This window comes from Psychrobacillus sp. FSL K6-4615, assembly GCF_038008225.1.
Taxonomy (GTDB): domain Bacteria; phylum Bacillota; class Bacilli; order Bacillales_A; family Planococcaceae; genus Psychrobacillus; species Psychrobacillus psychrotolerans.
In genome coordinates this window covers 2,294,422-2,316,535 of record NZ_JBBOYQ010000001.1, presented here as the reverse complement: position 1 = coordinate 2,316,535, position 22,114 = coordinate 2,294,422, and the positions used below count along the sequence as shown (strand labels likewise).

Here is a 22,114-nt window from a genome sequence, read left to right as displayed (position 1 = left end):
CATAGGAAGAGTGATTCGGGAGACGCTGAACACTCTTTATTACATAAAAAATGTCTTAGTTGTCGATTATGTCGACGATTAAGACAATTTTTTTATGCTTCATTTCACTATCGAATTATCTTGTTTAGGCAATACAACTCGGCCAGTCCAATAAAAAGGTAGAGTGGCCTGCACTCTACTCAAAATAATGAAGTCTATTCAAATTGGGCTTTTGTTGTTGTGCTGTCACTAGAATTTACAGTGTTCTCTTTTGCTTCCTTCACAGGACGTTTAGACCAGTAAGTGGCTAAGATCGGTCCAGAAATATTATGCCATACAGCACCTAATGCACTCGGTAGTGCTGCAAGTGGTCCTAGATGAGCGGTTGCAAGTGCTACTCCTAATCCAGAGTTTTGCATGCCTACCTCAATAGAAATTGCTCGTCGATCTAACTCCGATAATCCCATGATTTTTGCGGCATAATATCCTAGCAGTAAACCTGCTCCATTATGCAAGAATACTCCTAAAAATACTAGTAACCCAGCAGAAGCAATATTATCTACATTTCCTGCAACAACAGCAGAAACAATCGTGATAATTGCTAATACTGAAATTAAGGGTACTACGTTTATACTCTTCTCTACAACAGTAGGGAACAACTTCTTCACTAATAATCCAAGGATGATTGGAACAATAATTACTTGTATTATGGACCTAAACATATCAACTGCATTTACTGGCATCCACTGTCCTGCAAATAAAAGCAATAATGCTGGTGTTAGTAAAGGAGCTAGTAGCGTGGAGAAGGATGTCATCGTTATAGAAAGTGGAACATTACCTTTAGCCAAATAAACCATTACATTAGATGCAGTCCCTCCGGGTACAGAACCAAGTAATACTAGTCCGGCTGCTAATTCACTAGGCAAATTCAACAAATATGCAATGGCAAAAGCGGTAATTGGCATTATTAGAAACTGTGCAATTACGCCGAATATTACTGGTTTAGGGTGTGTTGCGATTAATTTGAAATCGACAGCCTTTAAAGTCAAACCCATCCCAAACATAACAATACCTAGTAAAATCGTAATATACTTTCCAAATGGTAAAAATGTTTCCGGTATTAAAAATGCTACAACTGCAACAATAATTACGAGAAAAGCAAAATACTTACCTGCAAAATTACTAATGGACTCTAACAATTTCATGTTATACACCTAACTTTCTATATTTACGATTTTTTTGGGATTTAATATATTATTTGGATCGAGAGCTATTTTAATTTTTTCCATCACCTGTAAGGCTGCTCCGTGCTCTAAAGCTTGGTATTTTTGTTTGCCAATACCAACCCCGTGTTCTCCTGTACAAGTGCCGTTACGCTCCAAAGCATAATGGACAATTTTTTCATTGAAAGATTCTGCCTTCGCAACTTCCACTGCATCAGTCATGTCAATCATCAGAATCGCGTGGAAATTTCCATCTCCGACATGCCCAGTAAGTCCGCCTATGAGTCCAATCGAGCTTAATTCATTACGTGCATATACGACTGCATCAGCTAGTTCCGAAATAGGAACACACACATCGGTAACCATCATCTTTTTGCCGACATGCCCGTGAATATAAGCATAAGCTAGGTTATGTCTAGCATCCCAAAGCTTTGTACGTGCTGTATTATCCGTTTCGAATTGAATATCCACGCAGCCATGGTCTTCCATTATTTCTTTTGTAAACTCGACATCTTGTTTTAGTCCTGCTTCATTTCCGTCAAATTCTAAAAATAAGGTTGGGCTTTCTACATAATTCGTTTCGCTAAAACGATTTACTTGACGAATCGATTCTTCGTCGACTAATTCTACGCGTGCTATTGGAATTCCAGTCTGTAAAATAGAAGTGACGGCTTCTACCGCGCTTTGAACAGAAGGGAATACTGCTCGAGCTGCAGTAGTAAATTCAGGTATCCCGTATACTCTTAGTGTTAACTCAGTAAAACAACCTAGTGTCCCTTCCGAGCCAACAAATAGTCCGTTTAAGTGGAACCCAGATGCTGATTTTGCCGCTAAATTTCCCGTGTGTATAACAGTTCCATCTGCAAGGACAACTTCTAAATCACGAACTTGATCACGCATGACACCATATTTAACAGTTGTAGTCCCACTTGCATTAGTAGCAGCCATTCCACCGAGTGTTGCATCTGCTCCTGGGTCTACGGAGAAGAACAGTCCATACTTTTTTAGTTCTTTGTTTAATTGTGAACGTGTCACCCCAGGTTGTACCTTTACTAGTAAATCATTTTCTCGTACCTCTAATATTTTATCCATTAAAGAGAAGTCAATTGTAATTCCGTTATCATACGGAATTATATGACCTTCTAAACTGGAACCACGTCCAAAAGGGACGACGGGAATCTGATAATGATTGGCTAGTTTCATAATTTCACTAACTTCATTCGTGTTTTTCGGAAATACAACTATGTCAGGAAGACATGTCTCATGATACGACTCATCTTTGCTATGTAATTCTCTTACGGTTAGATTGATTGAAACCTGGTCTTCTTTTAAAACTTTTTTTAGTTCATTTAAAATATTTTCAATAGATGTACTCACTTTATTCGCCTCTTTAATAGAATGATATATTTATTAGAATATTTAGAAGGATTCCAATAAAATGATTATAATCATTAATAATGAAAAGGTAAACTAAGGAAATTGTATTATATGGATATAAAAGTAAATTAATATATTGCATATTGGCTTTAAAAACTAGTGTAATAGTGTTGTAAGCGTTATATTTAATTTTAAAAATATTTTGACTAAACAAAAATTCCGCGAAGATTTTTTATCTCCACGGAATTTCATTCATTTTGCAAATGCAGTTGCCAATTCGTTTAATACAGATTGTTTGTTAGATTCGTCTGTCATGTTCCACCATTTCTCGAAAAATACACCAAGTCCAGGTAGTAAATGTTCTTCGCCTTTTTGGATAGCATCTTCTACTACACCGCGAATGTCTGATGCAGTGTGACCTTTCATATTAGCAGTTATCGCTTCTCTAATTTGAAAATCCATTTTCATCACTCCTCGCAATTATCTTCCCCAAACTCTCGCCAGTTATACATGATTTTGTTACACTTATATAAAAAAGGCGGTTACATATAGATGAAACGAATTGAATCACCCCAAAATACGCTAGTAAAGCATTGGAAAAAATTATTAAGCGTACGCAAAGAGCGAGATAAAAGTGGCGAATTCCTAATAGAAGGTTATCACCTAATTGAAGAAGCGATAAAACAAAAAGAAAATGTGTTAACAATCATGATCAGTGATAATAGTGAAATTCCTAACAGTTGGGATGTAGACAATTTAGAAATTGTCGAAATAAATGATGTGATTAAGAAAGAACTTGCGGAAACAGAGCATACACAAGGTATATTTGCACATTGTAAACAACAAACTGTGAAGGATGAAGAGCATGATAACTGGAGTCGTCTATTGTTAATAGATGCTGTGCAGGATCCAGGGAACATCGGTACAATGATTCGGACTGCAGATGCTGCTGGGATTGATGCTGTTATTCTTGGAAAAGGATCTGCAGATGTCTACAATTCAAAAACGTTACGGTCAGCACAAGGATCACATTTTCATTTGCCAATTATAAAAGGAAATCTTCCTGACTGGGTTGAGAAGTTGAAAGAACGAAAAGTAACCGTATTTGGCACAGCTTTTGAAAATTCTACTCCTTTTCATGAAGTGAAAAAAGTGGATGCGTTTGCGTTAATCGTTGGAAATGAAGGTAGTGGTATGAACAAAGAGCTTCTCGAGCAAACCGATCAAAATATTATCGTTCCACTATTGGGACAAGCAGAATCACTAAACGTTGCAGTAGCTACTGGAATTCTGTTATATGGCCTTACTTTAAAATAAATCAGACTTGAACAAAAATACTAAAGTCCGTATAATAGATGTAATATGATAGATAAAAGCTGTCATCGGGAAAAGTATATATGCCAATTCGACATAAGGGATTTTACACCTTGACTGAAAGTGTAACTAGAGAATGCATATAGAAGTTCACCCCGTTAGCTGCCACCGGGACCAGCAATTGCTGTAAAGGTGTGCCGGTGTAGAGCCGTTAGTCGAATTGAGTGATTGCACTGTTTTTGTGCAATAATCAGGGTGGTACCGCGAAATTAGTCCTCGTCCCTTTTATAGGGGCGGGGATTTTTTATTTTGTACATATTTTGAGAAGGGATACTTCTTAGCGAGATAAGGTGCAAAATTTGTTGTCCAATCAGACAAGGCGAATTTGATTAAGGAGAGATCATTAACATGGAAGCACAACTTCAACAGTTAAAAGAAGAAGTACTACAAAAAATTGAAGCTTCAGCGAGCGTCAAGGAACTAAATGACGTGCGTGTTGCCTACTTAGGGAAAAAAGGACCGATTACGGACCTTCTAAAAGGAATGGGTAAACTTCCAGCAGAAGAGCGTCCAAAAATGGGGGCACTAGTAAATGTAGTACGTGAAGAAGTAACTACTGTATTAGAAGCTCGTATGACTTTACTTCAAGAACAAGCTATTAATGAACAGCTAGAAAAAGAATCTATTGATGTAACATTACCAGGTCGCCCTATTAAGACTGGAAATCATCATCCACTTACTCGTGTAGTAGAAGAGATTGAAGATTTATTTATCAGCATGGGGTATGAAATTGCGGAAGGTCCAGAAGTAGAGAAAGACTATTATAATTTCGAAGCGTTGAACTTACCAAAAGGTCATCCAGCTCGTGATATGCAGGATTCTTTCTATATTTCAGAGGATATTCTTTTACGTACACATACTTCTCCCGTTCAAGCAAGAACGATGGAAGCAAAAGAAGGGCAACCGATCAAAATTATATGCCCTGGTAAAGTGTATCGCCGTGATAATGATGATGCAACGCACTCACATCAGTTCACACAAATTGAAGGGCTTGTAATCGGTGAAAATATTCGAATGAGCGACCTGAAAGGTACTCTTTCTATATTTGCGAAGAAAATGTTCGGGGAAGATCGTGAAATTCGTCTGCGCCCAAGCTTTTTCCCATTCACGGAGCCTTCGGTTGAAATGGATATTTCTTGTTTTAAATGTGGCGGCGATGGTTGTAACGTTTGTAAGAAAACTGGGTGGATTGAAATTTTAGGTGCAGGTATGGTTCATCCAAACGTCTTAGAGATGGCTGGATATGATTCTAAAAAACTTTCTGGATTTGCATTTGGTATGGGTCCAGAACGTATTGCAATGTTGAAATATGGAGTGGAAGATATTCGTCATTTCTATACGAATGATGTGCGTTTCTTATCGCAATTCCACCGAACAGAAGTGTAAGGAGGAATTTGACATGTTAGTTTCGACGAAATGGTTATCAGAATATGTAAATACACAAGGGTTAGATCCAAAAGATTTAGGAGAGAAAATCACACGTGCAGGTATTGAAGTGGATGCTGTGATTGATCGTTCTCATGGAATGACAAATGTTGTCGTTGGGTATGTAAAAGAAAAAGTGAAACATCCGGAAGCGGATAAGCTGAATATTTGTCAGGTAGATGTTGGCGAAGAGACTACTCAAATTATCTGTGGAGCACCTAATGTAGAAGCAGGACAAAAAGTAATCGTTGCTCGTCCAGGAGCAGTACTTCCAGGCGGCATGAAGATTAAAAAAGCCAAGCTTCGCGGAGAAGAATCAAACGGTATGATTTGTTCGCTTCAAGAATTAGGCATTGAAGGACGCCTTGTTTCTAAAGCGTATGCGGATGGAATTTATGTTCTTCCGGAAACAGCAGTTCCAGGGGAAAGTGTACTCCCATTACTAGGCTTAGATGATGTAGTTTTAGAACTTGGGTTAACGCCTAACCGTTCGGACGCATTAAGTATGCTCGGAGTTGCTTATGAAGTTGGTGCAATTTTATCTGAGGATATGCAGTATCCTGAAGCATCTTATTCGGAAAGCAATGAAAAAGCCTCTGATTATTTGAACTTAAAAGTAGAGGCAATGGAAGAAAATCCAATGTATATTGCAAAAGTTGTGAAGAATATTCAAGTGAAAGAATCACCACTTTGGTTACAACATCGTTTAATGGCTGCAGGTGTTCGTCCACATAATAATGTAGTAGATATTACGAACTATGTATTGATGGAATACGGTCAGCCTCTACATGCATTTGACTATGATCGTCTAGAAACGAAAGAAATTGTTGTTCGTCTTGCAAGTGAAGGGGAAAAAATTGTTACCCTTGATGATCAAGAACGTACATTAAAATCGAATCATTTAGTTATTACTAATGGTAAAGAGCCAATTGCCATTGCCGGTGTAATGGGTGGGGCTAATTCGGAAGTTCATAATGGTACGACAACGGTAGTTATCGAGTCAGCATACTTTGCTAGCGGATCAGTTCGTCAAACTTCAAAAGATCACAACCTACGCAGTGATGCGAGTGCGCGTTTTGAAAAAGGTGTCGATCCTAACCGTGTAATTCTTGCGGCAGAACGTGCAGCAAGTCTTCTTGCAGAGTTAGCAGGAGGAGAAGTGTTAGCTGGTTCAGTAATGGTTGATGAGCTAGACAAAACTCCAGCTGAAGTGGTTGTATCTCCGGACTTCATCAATAACCGTTTAGGGATGAAAATATCCTTAGAGGATATGACATCAATTTTAACTAGATTGAAATTTGACTACCAAGCAGCGAATGGTCTTTTGTACATTAAAGCGCCAACTCGTCGTCAAGATATTAAAATTGAAGAAGATATAATAGAAGAAATTGCTCGTATGTATGGCTATGATGAAATCCCAATGACTTTACCAGTCGAGGAATCTAAACCAGGCGGATTATCATCTTACCAAGCAAAACGTCGTCAAGTACGTGCATATCTAGAAGGTGCGGGTCTTTACCAAGCGATTACGTATTCTTTAACTTCTAAAGAAATGTCCCAAAAATTTGCTTTAGAAACTGCTCCTGTAACAGAGTTATTAATGCCAATGAGTGAAGATCGTAGTATCCTTCGTCAAAGCTTAATACCACATCTACTAGAAGCAGTAACATATAATACAGCACGCCAAGCAGATACAGTTGCGCTTTATGAAGTAGGATCTGTTTTCTTAGGTGAAACAGAATCAGGTTTACCTCATGAGCAAGAGCATCTAGCAGCAGTAATTTCTGGTAAATGGTTAGATCATAGCTGGCAGGGTGAGAAAAAAGCAGTTGATTTCTTTGTGTTAAAAGGAATTGTAGAAGGATTAATGGATCTTCTTGGCCTTTCAAAAGAAGTTGTATTTGAACGAGCTGAAGTAGAAGGATTACATCCTGGACGTACTGCTTCTATCAAATTAGCTGGAGAGGAAATTGGGTTAATCGCTCAATTACATCCATCAGAGCAAAAAACTCGTGATTTAAAAGAAACCTATGTATTGGAATTGAACTTAGCCAAAGTGCTAAACAAAGAAGTTGAAGCATTGTATTATGCACCAGTTTCTAAATTCCCGTCCATTTCACGTGATATTGCATTAGTCGTAGATAGTGAAAAAGCTACTGGAGAACTGCAAGCAATTATCCATTTATCTGGTGGTAGATTACTTAAAAATGTACATCTATTCGATTTATACGAAGGAGAAAAAATGGAACCAGGCAAGAAGTCGGTTGCATTCTCCCTAACATATTTCGATCCAGAGCGAACACTTACAGATGAAGAAGTAGTAAATGCTCATAACAAAGTATTAAAAGCACTTGCTGAAAAAGCAGGAGCAGAGTTAAGAGGATAATGAATACATTTAGAGCAGTGCCAAATGGTGCTGCTCTTTTTTTATTAATTTTTTATCAATTAAGAATAATTCAGAATAGTGTTTGAATTGTGCGGTGCATAGGGAATAGAAAAAAAGGGGAGGGGTTTTATGGGATTAGGTTTTTGGACATGGACGATAACCATTATATTATCTTTGTTCTTTATTGGTATGTCGTTTTTCTTTAAAAAGAAGGCGGACGCAAGTTTTGCTCATTATGCGATAGCTGGAGGGACACTGCCTTTTTTCTTATTATTATTTACTGATATTGCTACTATTATGGGCGTTGGAAATTTTGTTGGTCATTCATCTAAGGGATATGAGATTGGGATAGCTAATATACCTTTTGTTATTGGTGAGCAAGGAGCCAAAATCATATTTGCTCTCGTATTTGCGGGATTTGCTGCAAAATTTACATACAAAACATTAGCAGAAATGATGAATGATTTAATCGTACGCGATCGTATCACTCGAAGTCTAGTTGCCATTTTGACTTCATCTATTATGATTGCTTGGGTCAGTGGCCAGGCTATGGGTATGGGTGCCTTGTTCTCGACTTTTACAGGGGCTGATCCTATTCTAATGATATTAGTATTCTCGGCAGTGTTTATCATTTACACAGCTGTAGGTGGTATGTATTCAGTGGTATGGACAGACCTTATTCAAGGAGCAATTCTTATCGCAATAGCAGTGTGGTTTTACTTTCAAGTATTTAATCGAATTGATTTTAGCTATTCAACTCTTAAATCGGGTTTAGCAGATGTTGGATCGGGTGAACTAATTCAAATGAATTTATCTGTAATGGAAGTGTTAACGCTGTTTGTGACAGGGACCTTGGGTGTCTTAGCTGCACAAGTGTATTGGCAACGTTGCTTTGCTTCTAAAAGTTCTAAGTCAGCAAGTCGTGCCATGCTTATCAGTGGGGTTGTTGCAATTATCTTTACGATTCTAGCAACTATTAGTGGGTTGATAGTTAAGATTCAAAATCCCACGCTCGATGCCCAAAATGCTATATCGTGGTTGATATTAGAAGAAATGACGCAATTTGCAGCGTTTGCTTTCTTTATCATGATTTTCATGGCTGCCATTTCTAGCGCTTCATCTCTTCTGCATTCTGCTGCTGTTGTAATCATCAATGATTTGGTTATTCCAAATATGAAAGAAAAAGAAGATGCATTTTATCTTAAGTTAACAAGAGTTAGTGTGGTTGTGTTTGGTATGTTCACGATAGTTACTGCTATTTGGGCAGATTCTATTATTGACTTATTTTCTCTTGCATATTCGATGGCCGGTGGTGGAGTTGTTCCGGTATTAATAGTAGGATTAATATGGAAGAATAAGAAAACCACCGCCTTTGAAATGGGAACAAGAAATAGTCGTGTTTCTGTTTGGGGAGCACGTACTGGTATTTTGGCTGGAGCAGTTGTTTCTTTAACAATAGGAATATTATGGGGTGTCCTTGCATCAGTTATTATGACAATAGTTTTCTCGAAATTTTTACCTTCGAAAGAAACAATGATTAGTTAAGTGGAAAAACCTCCATCCAAATGAAAAACCCTGCTTTCGCAGGGCTTATCATTTGGATGGAGGTAGATTATGACTAATCCACCAATCCACATGATCTAAATTGAAAACGATCATATTTGCCATTGGTTTTAAATGAGGAATCTCTCTTTTTATAATTAGTATGTCGATTTCCTCTTCAGTAAGTGGATACCCTACGGTATCTAAATATAAAGATAGCTTTTTAACTCCATAGGCTCTTCTCAATTAATCACCTCCCACAAAAATCTCTTTCCATAAAGAAAGTTTAGTAAAAGGTACTAATTTCAACTCTATATATGTTTAATACCCATTTTCACATAAAATAATCATCCGTTTATTTTATGTTTCCGAATAGTCAGCAGTATTCCAAATAGGACCCCGATGAAGGACATTGCTGAAATGATAAAGTAAAAAGACTGCCCACCAAATTCTTTATAGAGGAAACCACCTGCATATGACGCAATAATACTAGATAAGCCAAAGAATAATAATGCTAAAACAGTTTGTCCAGTAGCTCGCCATTCCTTAGGCATAATATTATATAAATATTGAATAGCGGCGGTGTAGAAAATAGGGAATGTTAGCATTTGTAATACTTGTAAGACAGTTAGAGTAACAGGGTTTGTGACATAGCCTGATATAAAAAAACGTAAGAAGTAAAAGAAGGTAGCGATCGTAATAATCTCCAACTCTTTACCTTTTCGAAGCCACCAAAAGCTGAGTGCAAAAATAATGATTTCACTACCACCTGCTAAGAAAAAAGCAATCCCTACTAAGGATGTCTCTCCTCCCAGTGCTTTGATATGTATTCCTAGAAATGTATCGTTCATACGTGCAGGGACAGAGCTTATGAATACTAATGCTAAGAATAGAAGCATCTCTTTGTTACGTAATACTTGTTTCAATCCTTTTATCGTCACAGGTTTTGGGGAAGCTTGCACATCCGGCATAAACCAAACAATTCCAAATGAGAGAAGCCCCAAGAGTACAAATAAAATAGATAGACTACTCACTCCAAAATAATCCATTGTAAACCCAGCAATTAAAGACAAAATGGCATAGCCAAGTGCACCATATGTGCGGATAGATCCATAGCTAATACGGGCCATCTCTGAAACAGTAAAATTTAAACTCTCCGTTAATGGATCGAGTGGCATAAGGAAGAAATAAACTAACAAAGCGAAAATGATTAGTAACACAAAGTTATCGAAGTTAAATAAAAAATAACCCGAAATAGCAGTCAATCCAACAAGTAGTAACATCACCTTGCGAATTGTTTTTGTTTTATCGCTGATGAACCCCCACAACGGTTGGGCTATTAAAGTTACAAAACCGCCAGTACCTACGATAATCCCTATTTCACTTGTAGATAATCCTTGTTCCCCTAAATACACAGGCAAGAACGGTATAAAAACTGCAAGCAAACCAAAAAACAAAAAATTATATCCCTTTAATAAAACATGTACCTTCAAGAAGAATTCTCCTTTTCTAAAAACAAATAAAATATGATTTCAATTATTAACTTAATTATTGTAACTGATTTGAATGGTAAATAGCCGTTTTTAATAGAATAAACAATGGAATTTAAATTAACCAATAAGTTAGAATAATAAATCTGCTATAATTTCTATTAAAAGAGAAGTTAAGTACTTAATTTGTCTGAATTGATTAGGGGGTAGGCATGTTAAAAAGAAGATATGGGGATCGTTCAGATTGGCAGCGGATTAAGAAGAGAGAGTATGCACAATCTTATGTGGATAAAGAGGAATTCACTGGATATATAACACTTCTTAACATGGTTCAGGTGGTGGAGCCCTTATGGGTGAAGTATGATGAAAAAAGTGTGTGCATTGTAGATGATGGATTTATGTGGTTACAACACTTTCCTACAGGAAAACATTATTCTGTAACTACTATGTTTGATGCTAATGGAAAAGTGATTCAGTGGTATATCGATATTTGCAACGAAATAGGAATAGAGCATAATATTCCATGGTGGGATGACTTGTTTTTAGATATTATCGTATTTCCTACGGGAGAAATTATTCAACAGGATGCAGATGAACTGGAAGAGGCATTAATAAACGGTTGGGTTGATCAAAGAATGTACAACTTGGCATGGCATCAAGTAAATGAAATTACTACTAGTATTGTGGGAAATAATTTTGGCTTACTTCATTATTCCTCAGTTCATAAAGCACTATTAACGAAACTTCTTTAAAAGGGAGAGATTTAAATGCGTAAAGTGGAGGTAGTGTCATATTCAGAGGATTGGAAGAAAAAGTTTGATGAGGAAACAATTCTTCTTCAACATATTTTCGGCCTTGAGATTCAAATTATCCATCATATTGGAAGCACGTCAGTAGAAAGATTGAGTTCAAAACCAATTATCGATATGATGCCTATAGTCCGAGATATAAGAAAAATTGACGCTTATAACAGCGCAATGATTGCGATTGGTTATGAACCTAAAGGTGAAAATGGACTTCCTGGTCGTAGATACTTCCAAAAAGGTGGAGATAATCGAACGCATCATGTCCATATGTATGAATTGGGTAATCTTGAAATTGAAAGACATCTTGCGTTTCGGGACTTTTTAAGAGTACATTCTATTATTGCAAGAAAGTACGGAGATTTAAAAGAAGCACTAGCAGAGCAATTTCCATATGACATTGACGCTTATATTAATGGGAAAGATAAATTAGCCAAAGAGATTGAAAAACAAGCACTCCACTGGTATAAAAGTATTCCTAAAGTGTCTTTGTGAAAAGGAAAAGCACGAAATGTAATTGACATTTCGTGCAAAGAAATTTGGATCCAGATTTTCCCCAGAAAGTTTAACACCAAACGATAATTTCATATGGTGTGGTCTGGGCAGGTATACTTCTTGTAGTTGGACCATAAATAACAATTAAATTTCGATTCGCAGGACTTTTCGTAAAAGGCTGACCATTAGTCAATAATATTGGAGTATATGGTGTTACATTTAGTCTTAACTGGCCATCACTGCTTTCCAATTGGCTATTAAAGAAGTCCACTTTAACATTTCGATTTGTATTTTCTTCTACTATAATAAGTGCCCGGTACTGTGGTGGGAAAATCAGAGGAACAGGGGCATCTCCATCATAGTATCCAGTTACCCTATCGCCCACTGCTACCACTGCATGGTCTACAAAATAAGTAGTGGGGGACACCACGAAATTTACTGAATTTCCGTTGCCATTATCAACCGACATTAATGTATAACAACCTTCGCCTTCACCATTAGCCCCTATCATAAAATCACTAATCCTGGTAACGGTACCCTGAAAAGCTTGAAAATTTACCATACTCAAACCTCCATCGCTATTTAAACACGCACTTATACATGTTATGCATTTGAATGGTTTTGTGCTATCTAAATTTATTATTAGAATTACCCAAATTTACTTTGTATAAATTGTAGATTACATTAAATATTCATAATAAGGCTCTTCTTGTTTTGTATCCTCAAACCACTTCATACTCACATAGGTGAACCCGATTTTTTCTAAAATCTTTAATGAACCTATGTTTTGTGGATCTGCTGATGCAGTGATTATTCTAATATTTCCTTTGTTTTTAGCTAGCTTAAGGCAAGCTGCAGCTGCTTCAGTTGCAAGACCTTTTCCCCAAGATTTCTTACTAAAATGATAAATTAACTCTATTACTCCCGTCGAATCAGTTGGATTAAAACCAGCTGCTCCTATTACTAGATCCGATTCTTTTTCTATTACTGCATAAACGGATAAACCTCTATCTTCATGTAATTTACGATATCCCTCTATAACTTTGGGAAGTAGCTCATGTGCAGAAGGCCCATCACATAGTGACATGACTTCTTCGTTCCCCCAAAATTGTTGAGCGGCTTCCACATGTGATTGTTCAAATACCCATAAATATAATCGCTCTGTTTCCCCAATAACTTTCATGTTGTACAACTCCCAAGCTAAAATCGTTTCTTGTTCACAATATTAATCGCTTTCCCAGTATTGGCAAAATGCCACTTTGTAATAGACTTGAGAAACTCTTCTCCATGCTTCAAATAAATTTTCGCTGCTATTTCATCAACCTTAGCACTTGCTCCTTTAGGTATCGTCGTACCCGCTATTTCGGTCAGACGATCCATTTCCTTCAAGAAAGCATATCTCGCTATGATTGATGCTGCTGCAACAGATACGTGAAGTTGCTCTGCTTTTGTAGAAAACAAAACATTTTCTCGGACGATTTCTTTCTCCGTTTTAATATGATTATAGTAAATACCGCGCTCCGCAAACTGATCGATTAATATATATGCCGGTTTTTCTGAGTCCATTTTTTTTAGTACATGCTTTAATGCTTGGTTATGCATAAGTGCTTTTATCTTACCTTGAGACGACCCACGAGACTGTATGTCATTGTATTTTTCGTTTTTCAATACGAGGACACTATGTGTTAAAGTCGCCATTAAGTCAGGTGCCATTTTACGCATTATGTCATCTGTAAGCATTTTGGAATCCTTCACTCCTAAAGCTTTAACTAGCTCGACTTGTTCTGAACTGACAAAACATGCTGCAACTGTAATGGGACCAAAATAATCTCCAGTACCAGTTTCATCTGAACCTAGAACCGATAAGGTTGCAAAGTTAGGAGGTAAAAGATCCCCCTTCGCACCAGTTGTTGTAGTTTTAGTCGAACTTGTACCCCAAAGGGAAGCTTCGCGCGTAGAACCGTTTCCTTGAAACATCACCTTGCCAGATTTATAAATAGTAATGGCTGTATCTGCAAGCTTTGCTGCAAAAATAACACCAGGAGCAGACCTCTCTACCTTAAATTTCATATAATGTGATTTAACTTTTTCGATTTCGTATGGTTTCAATAATAAGACTGTATTTGACATTCGTTCGTTCCTTTCTTCACATAGCAATCTATTTCGTGTTATTATTAGTATTAGGATTTTCTGAGGAGGGTTATGGCTTTGTCAGAACAAGAAAAAACACGAATTTCGGTTGATATATATGGACAGAATTATAAAATGGTAGGTTCTGAATCGTCGGGCCATATGAGACTAGTAGCATCAATGGTTGATGATAAAATGAGAGAAATAAATTCACATAACAGTCAACTAGATATTGCAAAACTTGCTGTACTCACAGCTGTGAATGCTGTAAATGATTACATAAAAGTAAAAGAACAATTAGAACTCTTAGAAGAAGAATTGAAAAGATTAAAGGACTGAAAACATGTTAGATATAATTATATTAATATTACTTGTCGGTGGTTTAATCACTGGCGCAAAACGAGGGTTAATCGTTCAACTAATCCACATGACTGGCTTTATCATTGCATTAGTAGTGGCTTATTCTTATTATAAACCACTTGCAGATAAATTTGTTTTATGGATTCCGTTTCCTGCTGTAACCGCTGGTGCTAAATTGACAATCGCCGTGGAGAGTTTAGATTTAGCACAAACTTTTTATCGGATTATTGCTTTTGCACTCATTTTTATCGTGGTGAAGTTCGCCTTGCAAATGATTGCATCTATGTTTGATTTTTTGAAGTATTTACCGATTTTAGGGTTTATAAGCAATATGGTGGGTGCAGTTTTAGGACTTATTGAATTTTATTTTATTATGTTTGTCTTATTGTATGTACTTGCTCTTTTACCAATCGATATGATTCAAAATTTAATATCAGGTTCAGTTTTAACTGGATGGATGTTAGAACACACGCCTATCCTGTCGGAGATGGTTAAAAATTGGTGGTATATTTATATTGAAAAGTAACTTCTCTCAATAGAGGGAAGTTTTTTTGAAGTTAGCTATATTGGTTAATTGAGAAGAAAGAGGTGTTTTCGTTGGATAAGAAGACGATTATTAAAACATTAGAAAGAATAGCTTTATATATGGAATTGCAAGGTGAAAATCCTTTTAAAGTATCTGCCTTTCGAAAGGCTGCACAGGTGTTGGAATTAGATGACCGAAGCCTTTCTGAAATGGATAATATCTCCTCCTTAAAAGGGATTGGAGCAGCAACAGGAGCTGTAATAGAGGATTTAATCACTAAAGGAGAATCTTCTTTGCTTGTAGAATTACAACAAACAGTTCCTAGTGGGTTACTTCCGATGCTTAAAATACCTGGACTTGGTGGTAAAAAAATTGCCAAGCTATACAAGGAATTACATATCGATTCCATTGATGCGTTAAAGCTTGCATGTGACGAAGGTAAAGTCCAAAGTCTTCCTGGATTTGCTAAGAAGACAGAAGAAAAAATATTACTAGAAATAGTGAACCTTCAGTCTAAACCAGAAAGAACTGCTGTATGGCAAATTGAACCTATCGTAGATCTTATCGAACACAAATTGGCTTCTATAGCTTTAATTGATAAGTTTTCTGTTGCCGGGTCTTATAGAAGAGTTAAAGAAGCCAGTAAGGACATTGACTTTATCATCGCTACAAGTTCTCCTCAAGAAGTTAGAGAAGAATTGTTAAAAATACTTCCTGTACAGAAAATAATTGCAGCTGGAGATACGAAAGTTTCTGTCACGCTAGATGTAGAAGTCGAAATAGATGTCGATTTCCGACTAGTGGAACTAAAACAATTTGCTTCTGCATTAAATCATTTCACTGGCTCAAAGGACCATAATATAAAAATGCGTCAAATTGCTAAAGACCAAGGAAAGAAAATTAGTGAATATGGTGTGGAATTAGCGGATGGAAGTGTAGAGCATTTTGAATCGGAAGAAGACTTTTATGCTTACTTTGATTTGCCTTTCATACCTCCAACAGTCCGAGAAGATGGATCGGAATTTTCCAAATTGGATCAGCTGCCTTCGTTAGTGAAGTTAAATGATATAAAAGCCGATTTTCATATGCATAGCACTTGGTCGGACGGGGCTCATTCTATAGAAGAAATGGTGGAAGCTTGCCGAGTAAAAGGCTACTCACATATGGTGATTACTGATCACTCTAATTATCTCAAAGTTGCTAACGGACTTTCGAAGGAAAGATTATTAAACCAAATAGATATTATTCACTCTCTAAACGAAAAGTACACTGATATTGAAATATTTACGGGGACCGAAATGGACATACTACCAGATGGTTCACTCGATTTTGAAGATGATGTGCTTTCACAACTAGATTTTGTTATAGCTTCTATCCATTCAAGTTTTAGCCAGCCGCAAGAAAAGATTATGGAAAGACTCTTAAATGCGTTGAAAAACCCATATGTACACATGATTGCTCATCCAACGGGAAGAATAATCGAACAAAGAGATGGTTATAATCCAGATGTTCCTACTCTGATAAAATGGGCTAAGGAAAACGGTAAGATTTTAGAGTTAAATGCTAGTCCTTATCGTCTCGATTTGAATACGGAATACTTAAAGTTAGCCCAAGAAAAAGGCGTACCAATAGCGATAAACACAGATGCACATCATATCGATCAGCTAAAATATATGGATATTGGTGTACGTTATGCACAAAAAGCCTGGTTACACAAAGAAAATATAGTGAACACTTGGTCGTTGGAGAAGTTTAAAGAATATATACAGAAATAATTAGGAGGTGACCCAGTTGATAGCTGAAAGAGCATTAAGGACATTAGAGTATTTTAAAATTAGAGATGAAGTTTCCAATTATTGTACTTCATCTATTGGGAGAAGCCATATAGATAATCTAATTCCTTCCGTTGAGTTTACAGTAGTGAAAAAGTTGTTAGAGGAAATGGATGAAGGAATGACAATACTTCGGTTACGAGGCAATGTTCCAATGGGTGGGATGACAGATATTCGACCTCATGCTAAACGTGCCCAAATTGGGGGTATGCTTAGTCCAACAGAACTAATGGAGATCGCAAGTACTATTAGAGCTAGTAAAATCTTACGTCAATTTTTAGAAAATGTAGCGGAATCCGAAGATGTGAAGATCCCCCACTTTATAGAGAAAAAAGAGGCTATTCCGATTTTAACAGCCCTTGAACATGAGATTAATGATTGTATTGATGAAAACGGCGCAGTGTTAGATAGCGCAAGTAGTATTTTGCGTTCTATTCGCCAACAATTACGCATTCAAGTAAGTCGTGTGCGTGAAAAGCTAGAAAGTTATACTAGAGGGGCAAATGCTGCGAAAATGTTATCAGATTCGATTATTACTATCCGAAATGATCGATATGTGATTCCTGTAAAATCCGAGTATCGTAGTCATTACGGTGGAATTATCCATGACCAATCCTCTTCTGGACAAACATTGTTTGTGGAACCTTCAGCAATAGTGCAAATAAATAATGATATCAGAAGTTTAAGAGTGAAAGAACAGGAAGAGATTAATCGTATCCTTATCAAATTGACAGCTGAAGTAGAAATAGTTGGTCATGATATTTTTGTATTAGTAAGTGTACTAGGAGAAATTGATGTTATTTTAGCTAAAGCAAAATATGGTCAAGCCCAAAAATGTACGATGCCAATCATTAATAATGAGGGATATATTCGTTTAGTAAAGGCTAGACACCCACTTATTCCACTGGAAACAGCGGTGCCAAATACGATTGAATTCGGCAAAGACATTACCACTATTGTCATCACTGGGCCGAATACTGGTGGTAAAACAGTTACACTGAAAACAGTTGGACTTTGTACATTAATGGCGCAAAGTGGACTTCCTATTCCTGCATTGGATGGCTCAGAAGTGGCATTATTTGAATCGGTCTTTGCAGATATCGGAGATGAGCAATCTATTGAACAAAGTTTAAGTACTTTTTCTTCTCATATGGTTAATATTGTGGATATTTTAAAAAAGTATGACGATAAATCATTAATCATATTTGATGAACTTGGAGCAGGAACCGATCCTCAAGAAGGTGCTGCGCTTGCTATTTCTATATTGGATGCAGTACATGGGACCGGAGCTCGAGTAATGGCTACAACACATTATCCTGAACTAAAGGCTTATGGATACAATAGACCTGGCGTGGCCAATGCAAGCGTTGAGTTCGATATTGAAACGTTAAGTCCAACTTATAAACTGTTAATAGGAGTGCCTGGTAGAAGTAATGCTTTTGAAATTTCCGAGCGACTTGGGTTACCAGCATATATTATTAACCAAGCACAAACTTTTACAGGGACAGATCGTGGTGAAGTGAACTCTATGATTGCATCTCTGGAGAACAGTCGTCGACAAGCAGAAAAAGATGCAGAAGAAACGGAAGCCCACTTAGCAGAAGCACGTAAAGTTAAAGCGGATGTTGAACTGAGATTAGCAGAACTAGAACAGAGCAAAGATAAACTAGAACAAAAAGCAAAAGATAAAGCGAAGAAAATCGTAGATGAAGCTAGACGAGAAGCAGAAGATATCATAAGTGAACTGCGGAAAATGCAGTCCAATACACATAACTTCGTTAAAGAGCATGAACTAATCGATGCTAAAAAGCGTTTAGATGCTGCTTTACCAGATAATCCAGTATTGAAGAAGCAAAAGAAATTAAACGAAATGGCAAAAGAGTTGAAATCTGGAGATGAAGTGAAAGTATTGAGCTTCGGACAAAAAGGGACTCTACTTGAGAAATTGTCTAAGACAGAGTGGTCTGTTCAGATTGGTATGCTAAAAATGAAATTAGACGAATCTGACCTTGAGTTTGTAAAACCTGAAAAACAAAAGCAAACTGTCTCAGTGAATTCAATCCGTGGAAGAGACACTAATGTAAAATTAGAGTTAGATCTTCGAGGAGAACGCTATGAGGATGCCATCATGCGTACAGAAAAATATTTAGACGATGCACTTCTTTCAAACTACCCAAGAATCTCTATTATTCATGGAAAAGGCACAGGTGTGTTAAGACAAGCAATACAACAGTTTTTGAAAAACCATTCTCGCGTGAAAAGTTATCGTTTCGGTGAAGCTGGTGAAGGTGGGCATGGTGTAACGGTTGTTGAACTAAAATAAAGTAGAAAAAATGAAACTTTTTTGCGGGCTCTCCGTATAGAAGGAAAAGTGTAAAAGGGGTTTTAAACATGCTTCTATCCAGTTTTTGGTCAAACCCACTCGTAGAGTCTGCAGGTTATTTTAGTGTGGTAATTTTATGCTTACTCGTTTCGATGGTTATTTTTGAAATAGTCACGAAGTATAAAAATTGGGAAGAAATAAGAAAAGGTAATGTAGCAGTTGCACTTGCTACTGGTGGGAAAATTTTTGGTGTATGTAATATATTTAGGTATTCCATTGAACAACATAACTCATTATTCGAAATGGTTGGTTGGGGTTTATTTGGTTTTACACTATTAATAATTGCTTACTTATTGTTTGAATTTTTAACGCCAACCTTTAATGTTGATAAGGAAATCGAAAACGATAATCGTTCAATTGGATTTATTTCACTAGTTATTTCTGTTGGGCTATCATTTGTTATTGGTGCAAGTATTTCTTAGGAGCGGTTGAAATGGAAAAATTGTCGAAAATTTTATTGGCTGTTGGCTTACTTTTTGTCTTAGTAGGTATAATATATGTCGTAACAAATTAATATAATAACTTAATAACGTATTTAAAGACTGTGATGTAACACTTTTCATCTTAATGATAAAGAAGTGAACTTTGCAGTCTTTTTATATTTTATGTAAAGCTTGAGAAAGAAATATCTGTTTAAAACGAGAAAAAGACGGTCAAAAGTGCGTTTAGGTAAGGTATTTATATTGTAGTAAGGAAGGATTAGTTTTTTAAAAAGCAGATAAAACTATTAGACTAGAAAACTTTGAAAACTCTTTTCAATAAAGAATTGAATTGTCATTCATTTTTCTCTATAATTAAAAATAGGAATATTCACGCTATTAAAAACAAAGGGGGCATTAATATGACTGAAAAGCCGTGGTTAGCACAATATCCACCAGAAATACCACATACGCTTGACTATGAACACATTCCTGTTCAAGAATATCTGACGAGAGCGTATAAGAAATTTCCGACAAAAATTGCGATACATTTCATGGGGAGAGATTTATCGTACAAAGAGCTATATGAGTCTTCTTTAAAATTTGCTAACTATTTACAATCCATTGGTATTCAAAAAGGAGATAGAGTAGCAATTATGCTACCGAACTGTCCACAAGGGGTAATCGGATATTACGGAGCACTGTATGCGGGGGCAATAGTTGTTCAAACAAATCCTCTTTATACGGAAAGAGAAATAGCTTATCAAATGAAGGACTCTGGTGCAAAAGTTATTTTAGCTATGGATATATTATATCCACGGGTTACAAAAGTTTTAAAAGATACGAGCCTAGAGAATATTATTGTTACTGGTATTAAAGATTACCTACCATTTCCTAAAAATCTTGTTTATCCTTTTATCCAGAAGAAACAATATGGGTTTAGTGTAAAGGTAGAGCATCGAGGCATCAATCATCTATTCACTGAAATTATGAAAGTTGGAAAAGCTGAACCGATCAGTATGTCTTTTGATTTTGACGAGGATATAGCACTTTTACAATATACTGGTGGTACAACAGGATTTCCAAAAGGAGTTATGCTTACGCATAAAAACTTAGTAACAAATACTACTATGTGTACGGCGTGGAATTACAAGGCAATAGAAGGCGAAGAAAGTATATTAGGAGTTCTTCCATTCTTCCATGTATATGGAATGACTACTGTATTAATATTTTCTGTTATGCTAGGTAATAGAATGGTATTGTTACCTAAATTTGATGTAGAAACTGCACTAAAAACAATTGATAAGCAAAAACCAACGATATTCCCAGGAGCTCCAACGATTTATATTGGATTATTGAATCATCCAGATATACAAAAATATGATTTATCTTCAATTGTAGCTTGTTTAAGTGGCTCTGCTCCTTTACCATTAGAGGTACAAGAAAAGTTTGAAAAAGTTACTGGTGGTAGATTGGTAGAGGGATATGGCTTAACAGAAACCTCCCCAGTGACACATGCGAACCTAATTTATGCAGAAGATCGTATTAAAGGCTCAGTAGGAATTCCTTGGCCAGATACAGAAGCAGCGATTTTCGCAGTCGATTCAACAACACCATTACCATTTGGGGAAATTGGAGAAATAGCAGTTAAAGGGCCTCAAGTGATGAAGGGATACTGGAACCGTCCAGAAGATACTGCAATGACTCTGCGTGATGGTTGGTTCTTAACTGGTGATTTGGGGTATATGGATGAAAGCGGTTACTTTTATGTAGTTGATCGCAAAAAAGATTTAATCATTGCGGGTGGTTATAATATCTATCCGAGGGATGTTGAAGAAGTTCTATATGAACATTCTGCAATTCAGGAATGTGTTGTTGCTGGAGTGCCAGATCCATATAGAGGGGAAACGGTAAAAGCATTTATCGTACTTAAAGAGGGAGCTTCTGTGACAGAAGAGGAGTTAAATACTTTTTGTCGTGAAAACTTGGCAGCGTTTAAAGTACCAAGAATTTACGAGTTCAGAGCGGAACTTCCGAAAACTGCAGTAGGTAAGATTTTGAGAAGAACTTTAATAGAAGAAGAGAAAGCGAAACAAAAAGTAACGGTACAAAGTTAATTGATTATTGACAATCGACAAAATTGAATATAATATAAAAATATGAATGAATCATCATTCATATTTTTATTTTATTTAAATAAAGGTTTAAACTATCTAAATAAAGTAAAAGCCTCTGAAGAATGTCAGAGATTTTGGAGTCATTGGAAAAGGACGAGAACCGTATTCATACGACAACAGCTATTTAACTGTATATGCAGACCTTTTACATTTCAAAATCTAGACGAATAATTCTTTGAGGTAATTGAACAAT

General features: G+C 36.5%; 20 protein-coding genes and 1 other annotated feature. Of the genes, 12 read left to right on the top strand and 8 right to left on the bottom strand.

Features of this window, described 5'->3' with window-relative positions:
• Positions 1–194 precede the first annotated feature (194 nt).
• The 3 genes from MKX53_RS11525 to sspI form a co-directional block, all read right to left on the bottom strand.
• Entirely contained in the window at positions 195–1,184 is a 990-nt protein-coding gene (locus tag MKX53_RS11525) for a bile acid:sodium symporter family protein (protein WP_340911383.1), read from the bottom strand.
• A gap of 9 nt (positions 1,185–1,193) precedes the next feature.
• Positions 1,194–2,579, bottom strand: coding sequence for an FAD-binding oxidoreductase (locus MKX53_RS11520; protein WP_340911379.1), 1,386 nt, complete (start codon positions 2,577–2,579; stop codon positions 1,194–1,196).
• Positions 2,580–2,831: 252 nt separating this feature from the next.
• Positions 2,832–3,041 (bottom strand): small acid-soluble spore protein SspI, encoded by a 210-nt coding sequence (sspI, locus tag MKX53_RS11515; protein WP_093536931.1) that lies wholly within the window; start codon positions 3,039–3,041, stop codon positions 2,832–2,834.
• 90 nt (positions 3,042–3,131) lie between these two features.
• Between sspI and MKX53_RS11510 the strand changes: the two genes are divergently transcribed.
• The 4 genes from MKX53_RS11510 to MKX53_RS11495 all read left to right on the top strand — a co-directional run bounded on the left by MKX53_RS11510 (position 3,132) and on the right by MKX53_RS11495 (position 9,309).
• The gene (locus MKX53_RS11510; RefSeq protein WP_340911377.1) at positions 3,132–3,896 is read left to right on the top strand and encodes a TrmH family RNA methyltransferase; all 765 of its coding nucleotides are present in this window, start codon (positions 3,132–3,134) and stop codon (positions 3,894–3,896) included.
• A gap of 52 nt (positions 3,897–3,948) precedes the next feature.
• Positions 3,949–4,180 (top strand) — a binding site (T-box leader).
• A 121-nt stretch (positions 4,181–4,301) separates the two neighbouring features.
• Positions 4,302–5,339, top strand: coding sequence for a phenylalanine--tRNA ligase subunit alpha (gene pheS / locus MKX53_RS11505; RefSeq protein ID WP_340911375.1), 1,038 nt, complete (start codon positions 4,302–4,304; stop codon positions 5,337–5,339).
• 13 nt (positions 5,340–5,352) lie between these two features.
• Positions 5,353–7,764, top strand: a complete 2,412-nt coding sequence (gene pheT, locus MKX53_RS11500; RefSeq protein ID WP_340911372.1) for a phenylalanine--tRNA ligase subunit beta — start codon at positions 5,353–5,355, stop codon at positions 7,762–7,764.
• A gap of 129 nt (positions 7,765–7,893) precedes the next feature.
• Positions 7,894–9,309, top strand: a complete 1,416-nt coding sequence (locus MKX53_RS11495; RefSeq protein WP_340911369.1) for a sodium:solute symporter family protein — start codon at positions 7,894–7,896, stop codon at positions 9,307–9,309.
• A gap of 48 nt (positions 9,310–9,357) precedes the next feature.
• Here the strand turns inward: MKX53_RS11495 and MKX53_RS11490 are convergent, their stop codons facing one another.
• Entirely contained in the window at positions 9,358–9,552 is a 195-nt protein-coding gene (locus tag MKX53_RS11490) for a hypothetical protein (protein ID WP_093536936.1), read from the bottom strand.
• A 101-nt stretch (positions 9,553–9,653) separates the two neighbouring features.
• Positions 9,654–10,799: an MFS transporter gene (locus MKX53_RS11485; protein WP_340911367.1), complete on the bottom strand. Its 1,146-nt coding sequence runs from the start codon at positions 10,797–10,799 to the stop codon at positions 9,654–9,656.
• A 209-nt stretch (positions 10,800–11,008) separates the two neighbouring features.
• On the opposite strand from MKX53_RS11485, the gene MKX53_RS11480 reads away from it, so the two are divergent.
• A complete protein-coding gene (locus MKX53_RS11480) occupies positions 11,009–11,548 on the top strand; it encodes a DUF402 domain-containing protein (protein WP_340911364.1) in 540 nt (179 codons plus the stop codon).
• A 15-nt stretch (positions 11,549–11,563) separates the two neighbouring features.
• A complete protein-coding gene (locus tag MKX53_RS11475; RefSeq protein ID WP_340911361.1) occupies positions 11,564–12,094 on the top strand; it encodes a GrpB family protein in 531 nt (176 codons plus the stop codon).
• 70 nt (positions 12,095–12,164) lie between these two features.
• On the opposite strand, the gene MKX53_RS11470 is transcribed toward MKX53_RS11475, so the two are convergent.
• The 3 genes from MKX53_RS11470 to rnhC form a co-directional block, all read right to left on the bottom strand.
• Positions 12,165–12,656 carry a hypothetical protein gene (locus MKX53_RS11470; protein WP_340769689.1) on the bottom strand — a complete coding sequence of 164 codons (492 nt, stop codon included), beginning with the start codon at positions 12,654–12,656 and terminating at the stop codon, positions 12,165–12,167.
• A gap of 117 nt (positions 12,657–12,773) precedes the next feature.
• Positions 12,774–13,277 carry a GNAT family N-acetyltransferase gene (locus tag MKX53_RS11465; RefSeq protein ID WP_340911359.1) on the bottom strand — a complete coding sequence of 168 codons (504 nt, stop codon included), beginning with the start codon at positions 13,275–13,277 and terminating at the stop codon, positions 12,774–12,776.
• A gap of 17 nt (positions 13,278–13,294) precedes the next feature.
• Complete coding sequence (gene rnhC / locus MKX53_RS11460; protein ID WP_340911356.1) at positions 13,295–14,224, bottom strand: ribonuclease HIII; 930 nt, start codon at positions 14,222–14,224, stop codon at positions 13,295–13,297.
• Between the two features lie 78 nt (positions 14,225–14,302).
• Here rnhC and zapA point away from each other — a divergent pair, with 78 nt between their 5' ends.
• The 6 genes from zapA (at position 14,303) to MKX53_RS11430 (ending at position 21,861) form a co-directional block, all read left to right on the top strand.
• A complete protein-coding gene (zapA, locus tag MKX53_RS11455; protein ID WP_093536943.1) occupies positions 14,303–14,563 on the top strand; it encodes a cell division protein ZapA in 261 nt (86 codons plus the stop codon).
• 4 nt (positions 14,564–14,567) lie between these two features.
• Positions 14,568–15,110: a CvpA family protein gene (locus MKX53_RS11450; RefSeq protein WP_093536944.1), complete on the top strand. Its 543-nt coding sequence runs from the start codon at positions 14,568–14,570 to the stop codon at positions 15,108–15,110.
• A gap of 71 nt (positions 15,111–15,181) precedes the next feature.
• Complete coding sequence (gene polX / locus MKX53_RS11445; RefSeq protein WP_340911353.1) at positions 15,182–16,885, top strand: DNA polymerase/3'-5' exonuclease PolX; 1,704 nt, start codon at positions 15,182–15,184, stop codon at positions 16,883–16,885.
• A gap of 16 nt (positions 16,886–16,901) precedes the next feature.
• Positions 16,902–19,265: an endonuclease MutS2 gene (locus MKX53_RS11440; RefSeq protein ID WP_340911350.1), complete on the top strand. Its 2,364-nt coding sequence runs from the start codon at positions 16,902–16,904 to the stop codon at positions 19,263–19,265.
• A gap of 68 nt (positions 19,266–19,333) precedes the next feature.
• Positions 19,334–19,747, top strand: coding sequence for a DUF350 domain-containing protein (locus tag MKX53_RS11435; RefSeq protein WP_340762876.1), 414 nt, complete (start codon positions 19,334–19,336; stop codon positions 19,745–19,747).
• 419 nt (positions 19,748–20,166) lie between these two features.
• Positions 20,167–21,861, top strand: coding sequence for a long-chain-fatty-acid--CoA ligase (locus tag MKX53_RS11430; RefSeq protein ID WP_093536948.1), 1,695 nt, complete (start codon positions 20,167–20,169; stop codon positions 21,859–21,861).
• The last annotated feature ends 253 nt before the right edge of the window (positions 21,862–22,114 follow it).

Bases quoted from the DNA above. Each gene is read 5' to 3' on its own strand.
- MKX53_RS11435 (WP_340762876.1), top strand. From the start codon at position 19,334: ATGCTTCTATCCAGTTTTTGGTCAAACCCACTCGTAGAGTCTGCAGGT.
- MKX53_RS11525 (WP_340911383.1), bottom strand. From the start codon at position 1,184: ATGAAATTGTTAGAGTCCATTAGTAATTTTGCAGGTAAGTATTTTGCT.
- rnhC (WP_340911356.1), bottom strand. From the start codon at position 14,224: ATGTCAAATACAGTCTTATTATTGAAACCATACGAAATCGAAAAAGTT.
- MKX53_RS11470 (WP_340769689.1), bottom strand. From the start codon at position 12,656: ATGGTAAATTTTCAAGCTTTTCAGGGTACCGTTACCAGGATTAGTGAT.
- MKX53_RS11430 (WP_093536948.1), top strand. From the start codon at position 20,167: ATGACTGAAAAGCCGTGGTTAGCACAATATCCACCAGAAATACCACAT.
- MKX53_RS11510 (WP_340911377.1), top strand. From the start codon at position 3,132: ATGAAACGAATTGAATCACCCCAAAATACGCTAGTAAAGCATTGGAAA.
- MKX53_RS11465 (WP_340911359.1), bottom strand. From the start codon at position 13,277: ATGAAAGTTATTGGGGAAACAGAGCGATTATATTTATGGGTATTTGAA.
- MKX53_RS11495 (WP_340911369.1), top strand. From the start codon at position 7,894: ATGGGATTAGGTTTTTGGACATGGACGATAACCATTATATTATCTTTG.
- MKX53_RS11475 (WP_340911361.1), top strand. From the start codon at position 11,564: ATGCGTAAAGTGGAGGTAGTGTCATATTCAGAGGATTGGAAGAAAAAG.
- pheS (WP_340911375.1), top strand. From the start codon at position 4,302: ATGGAAGCACAACTTCAACAGTTAAAAGAAGAAGTACTACAAAAAATT.
- MKX53_RS11450 (WP_093536944.1), top strand. From the start codon at position 14,568: ATGTTAGATATAATTATATTAATATTACTTGTCGGTGGTTTAATCACT.
- pheT (WP_340911372.1), top strand. From the start codon at position 5,353: ATGTTAGTTTCGACGAAATGGTTATCAGAATATGTAAATACACAAGGG.
- sspI (WP_093536931.1), bottom strand. From the start codon at position 3,041: ATGGATTTTCAAATTAGAGAAGCGATAACTGCTAATATGAAAGGTCAC.
- MKX53_RS11480 (WP_340911364.1), top strand. From the start codon at position 11,009: ATGTTAAAAAGAAGATATGGGGATCGTTCAGATTGGCAGCGGATTAAG.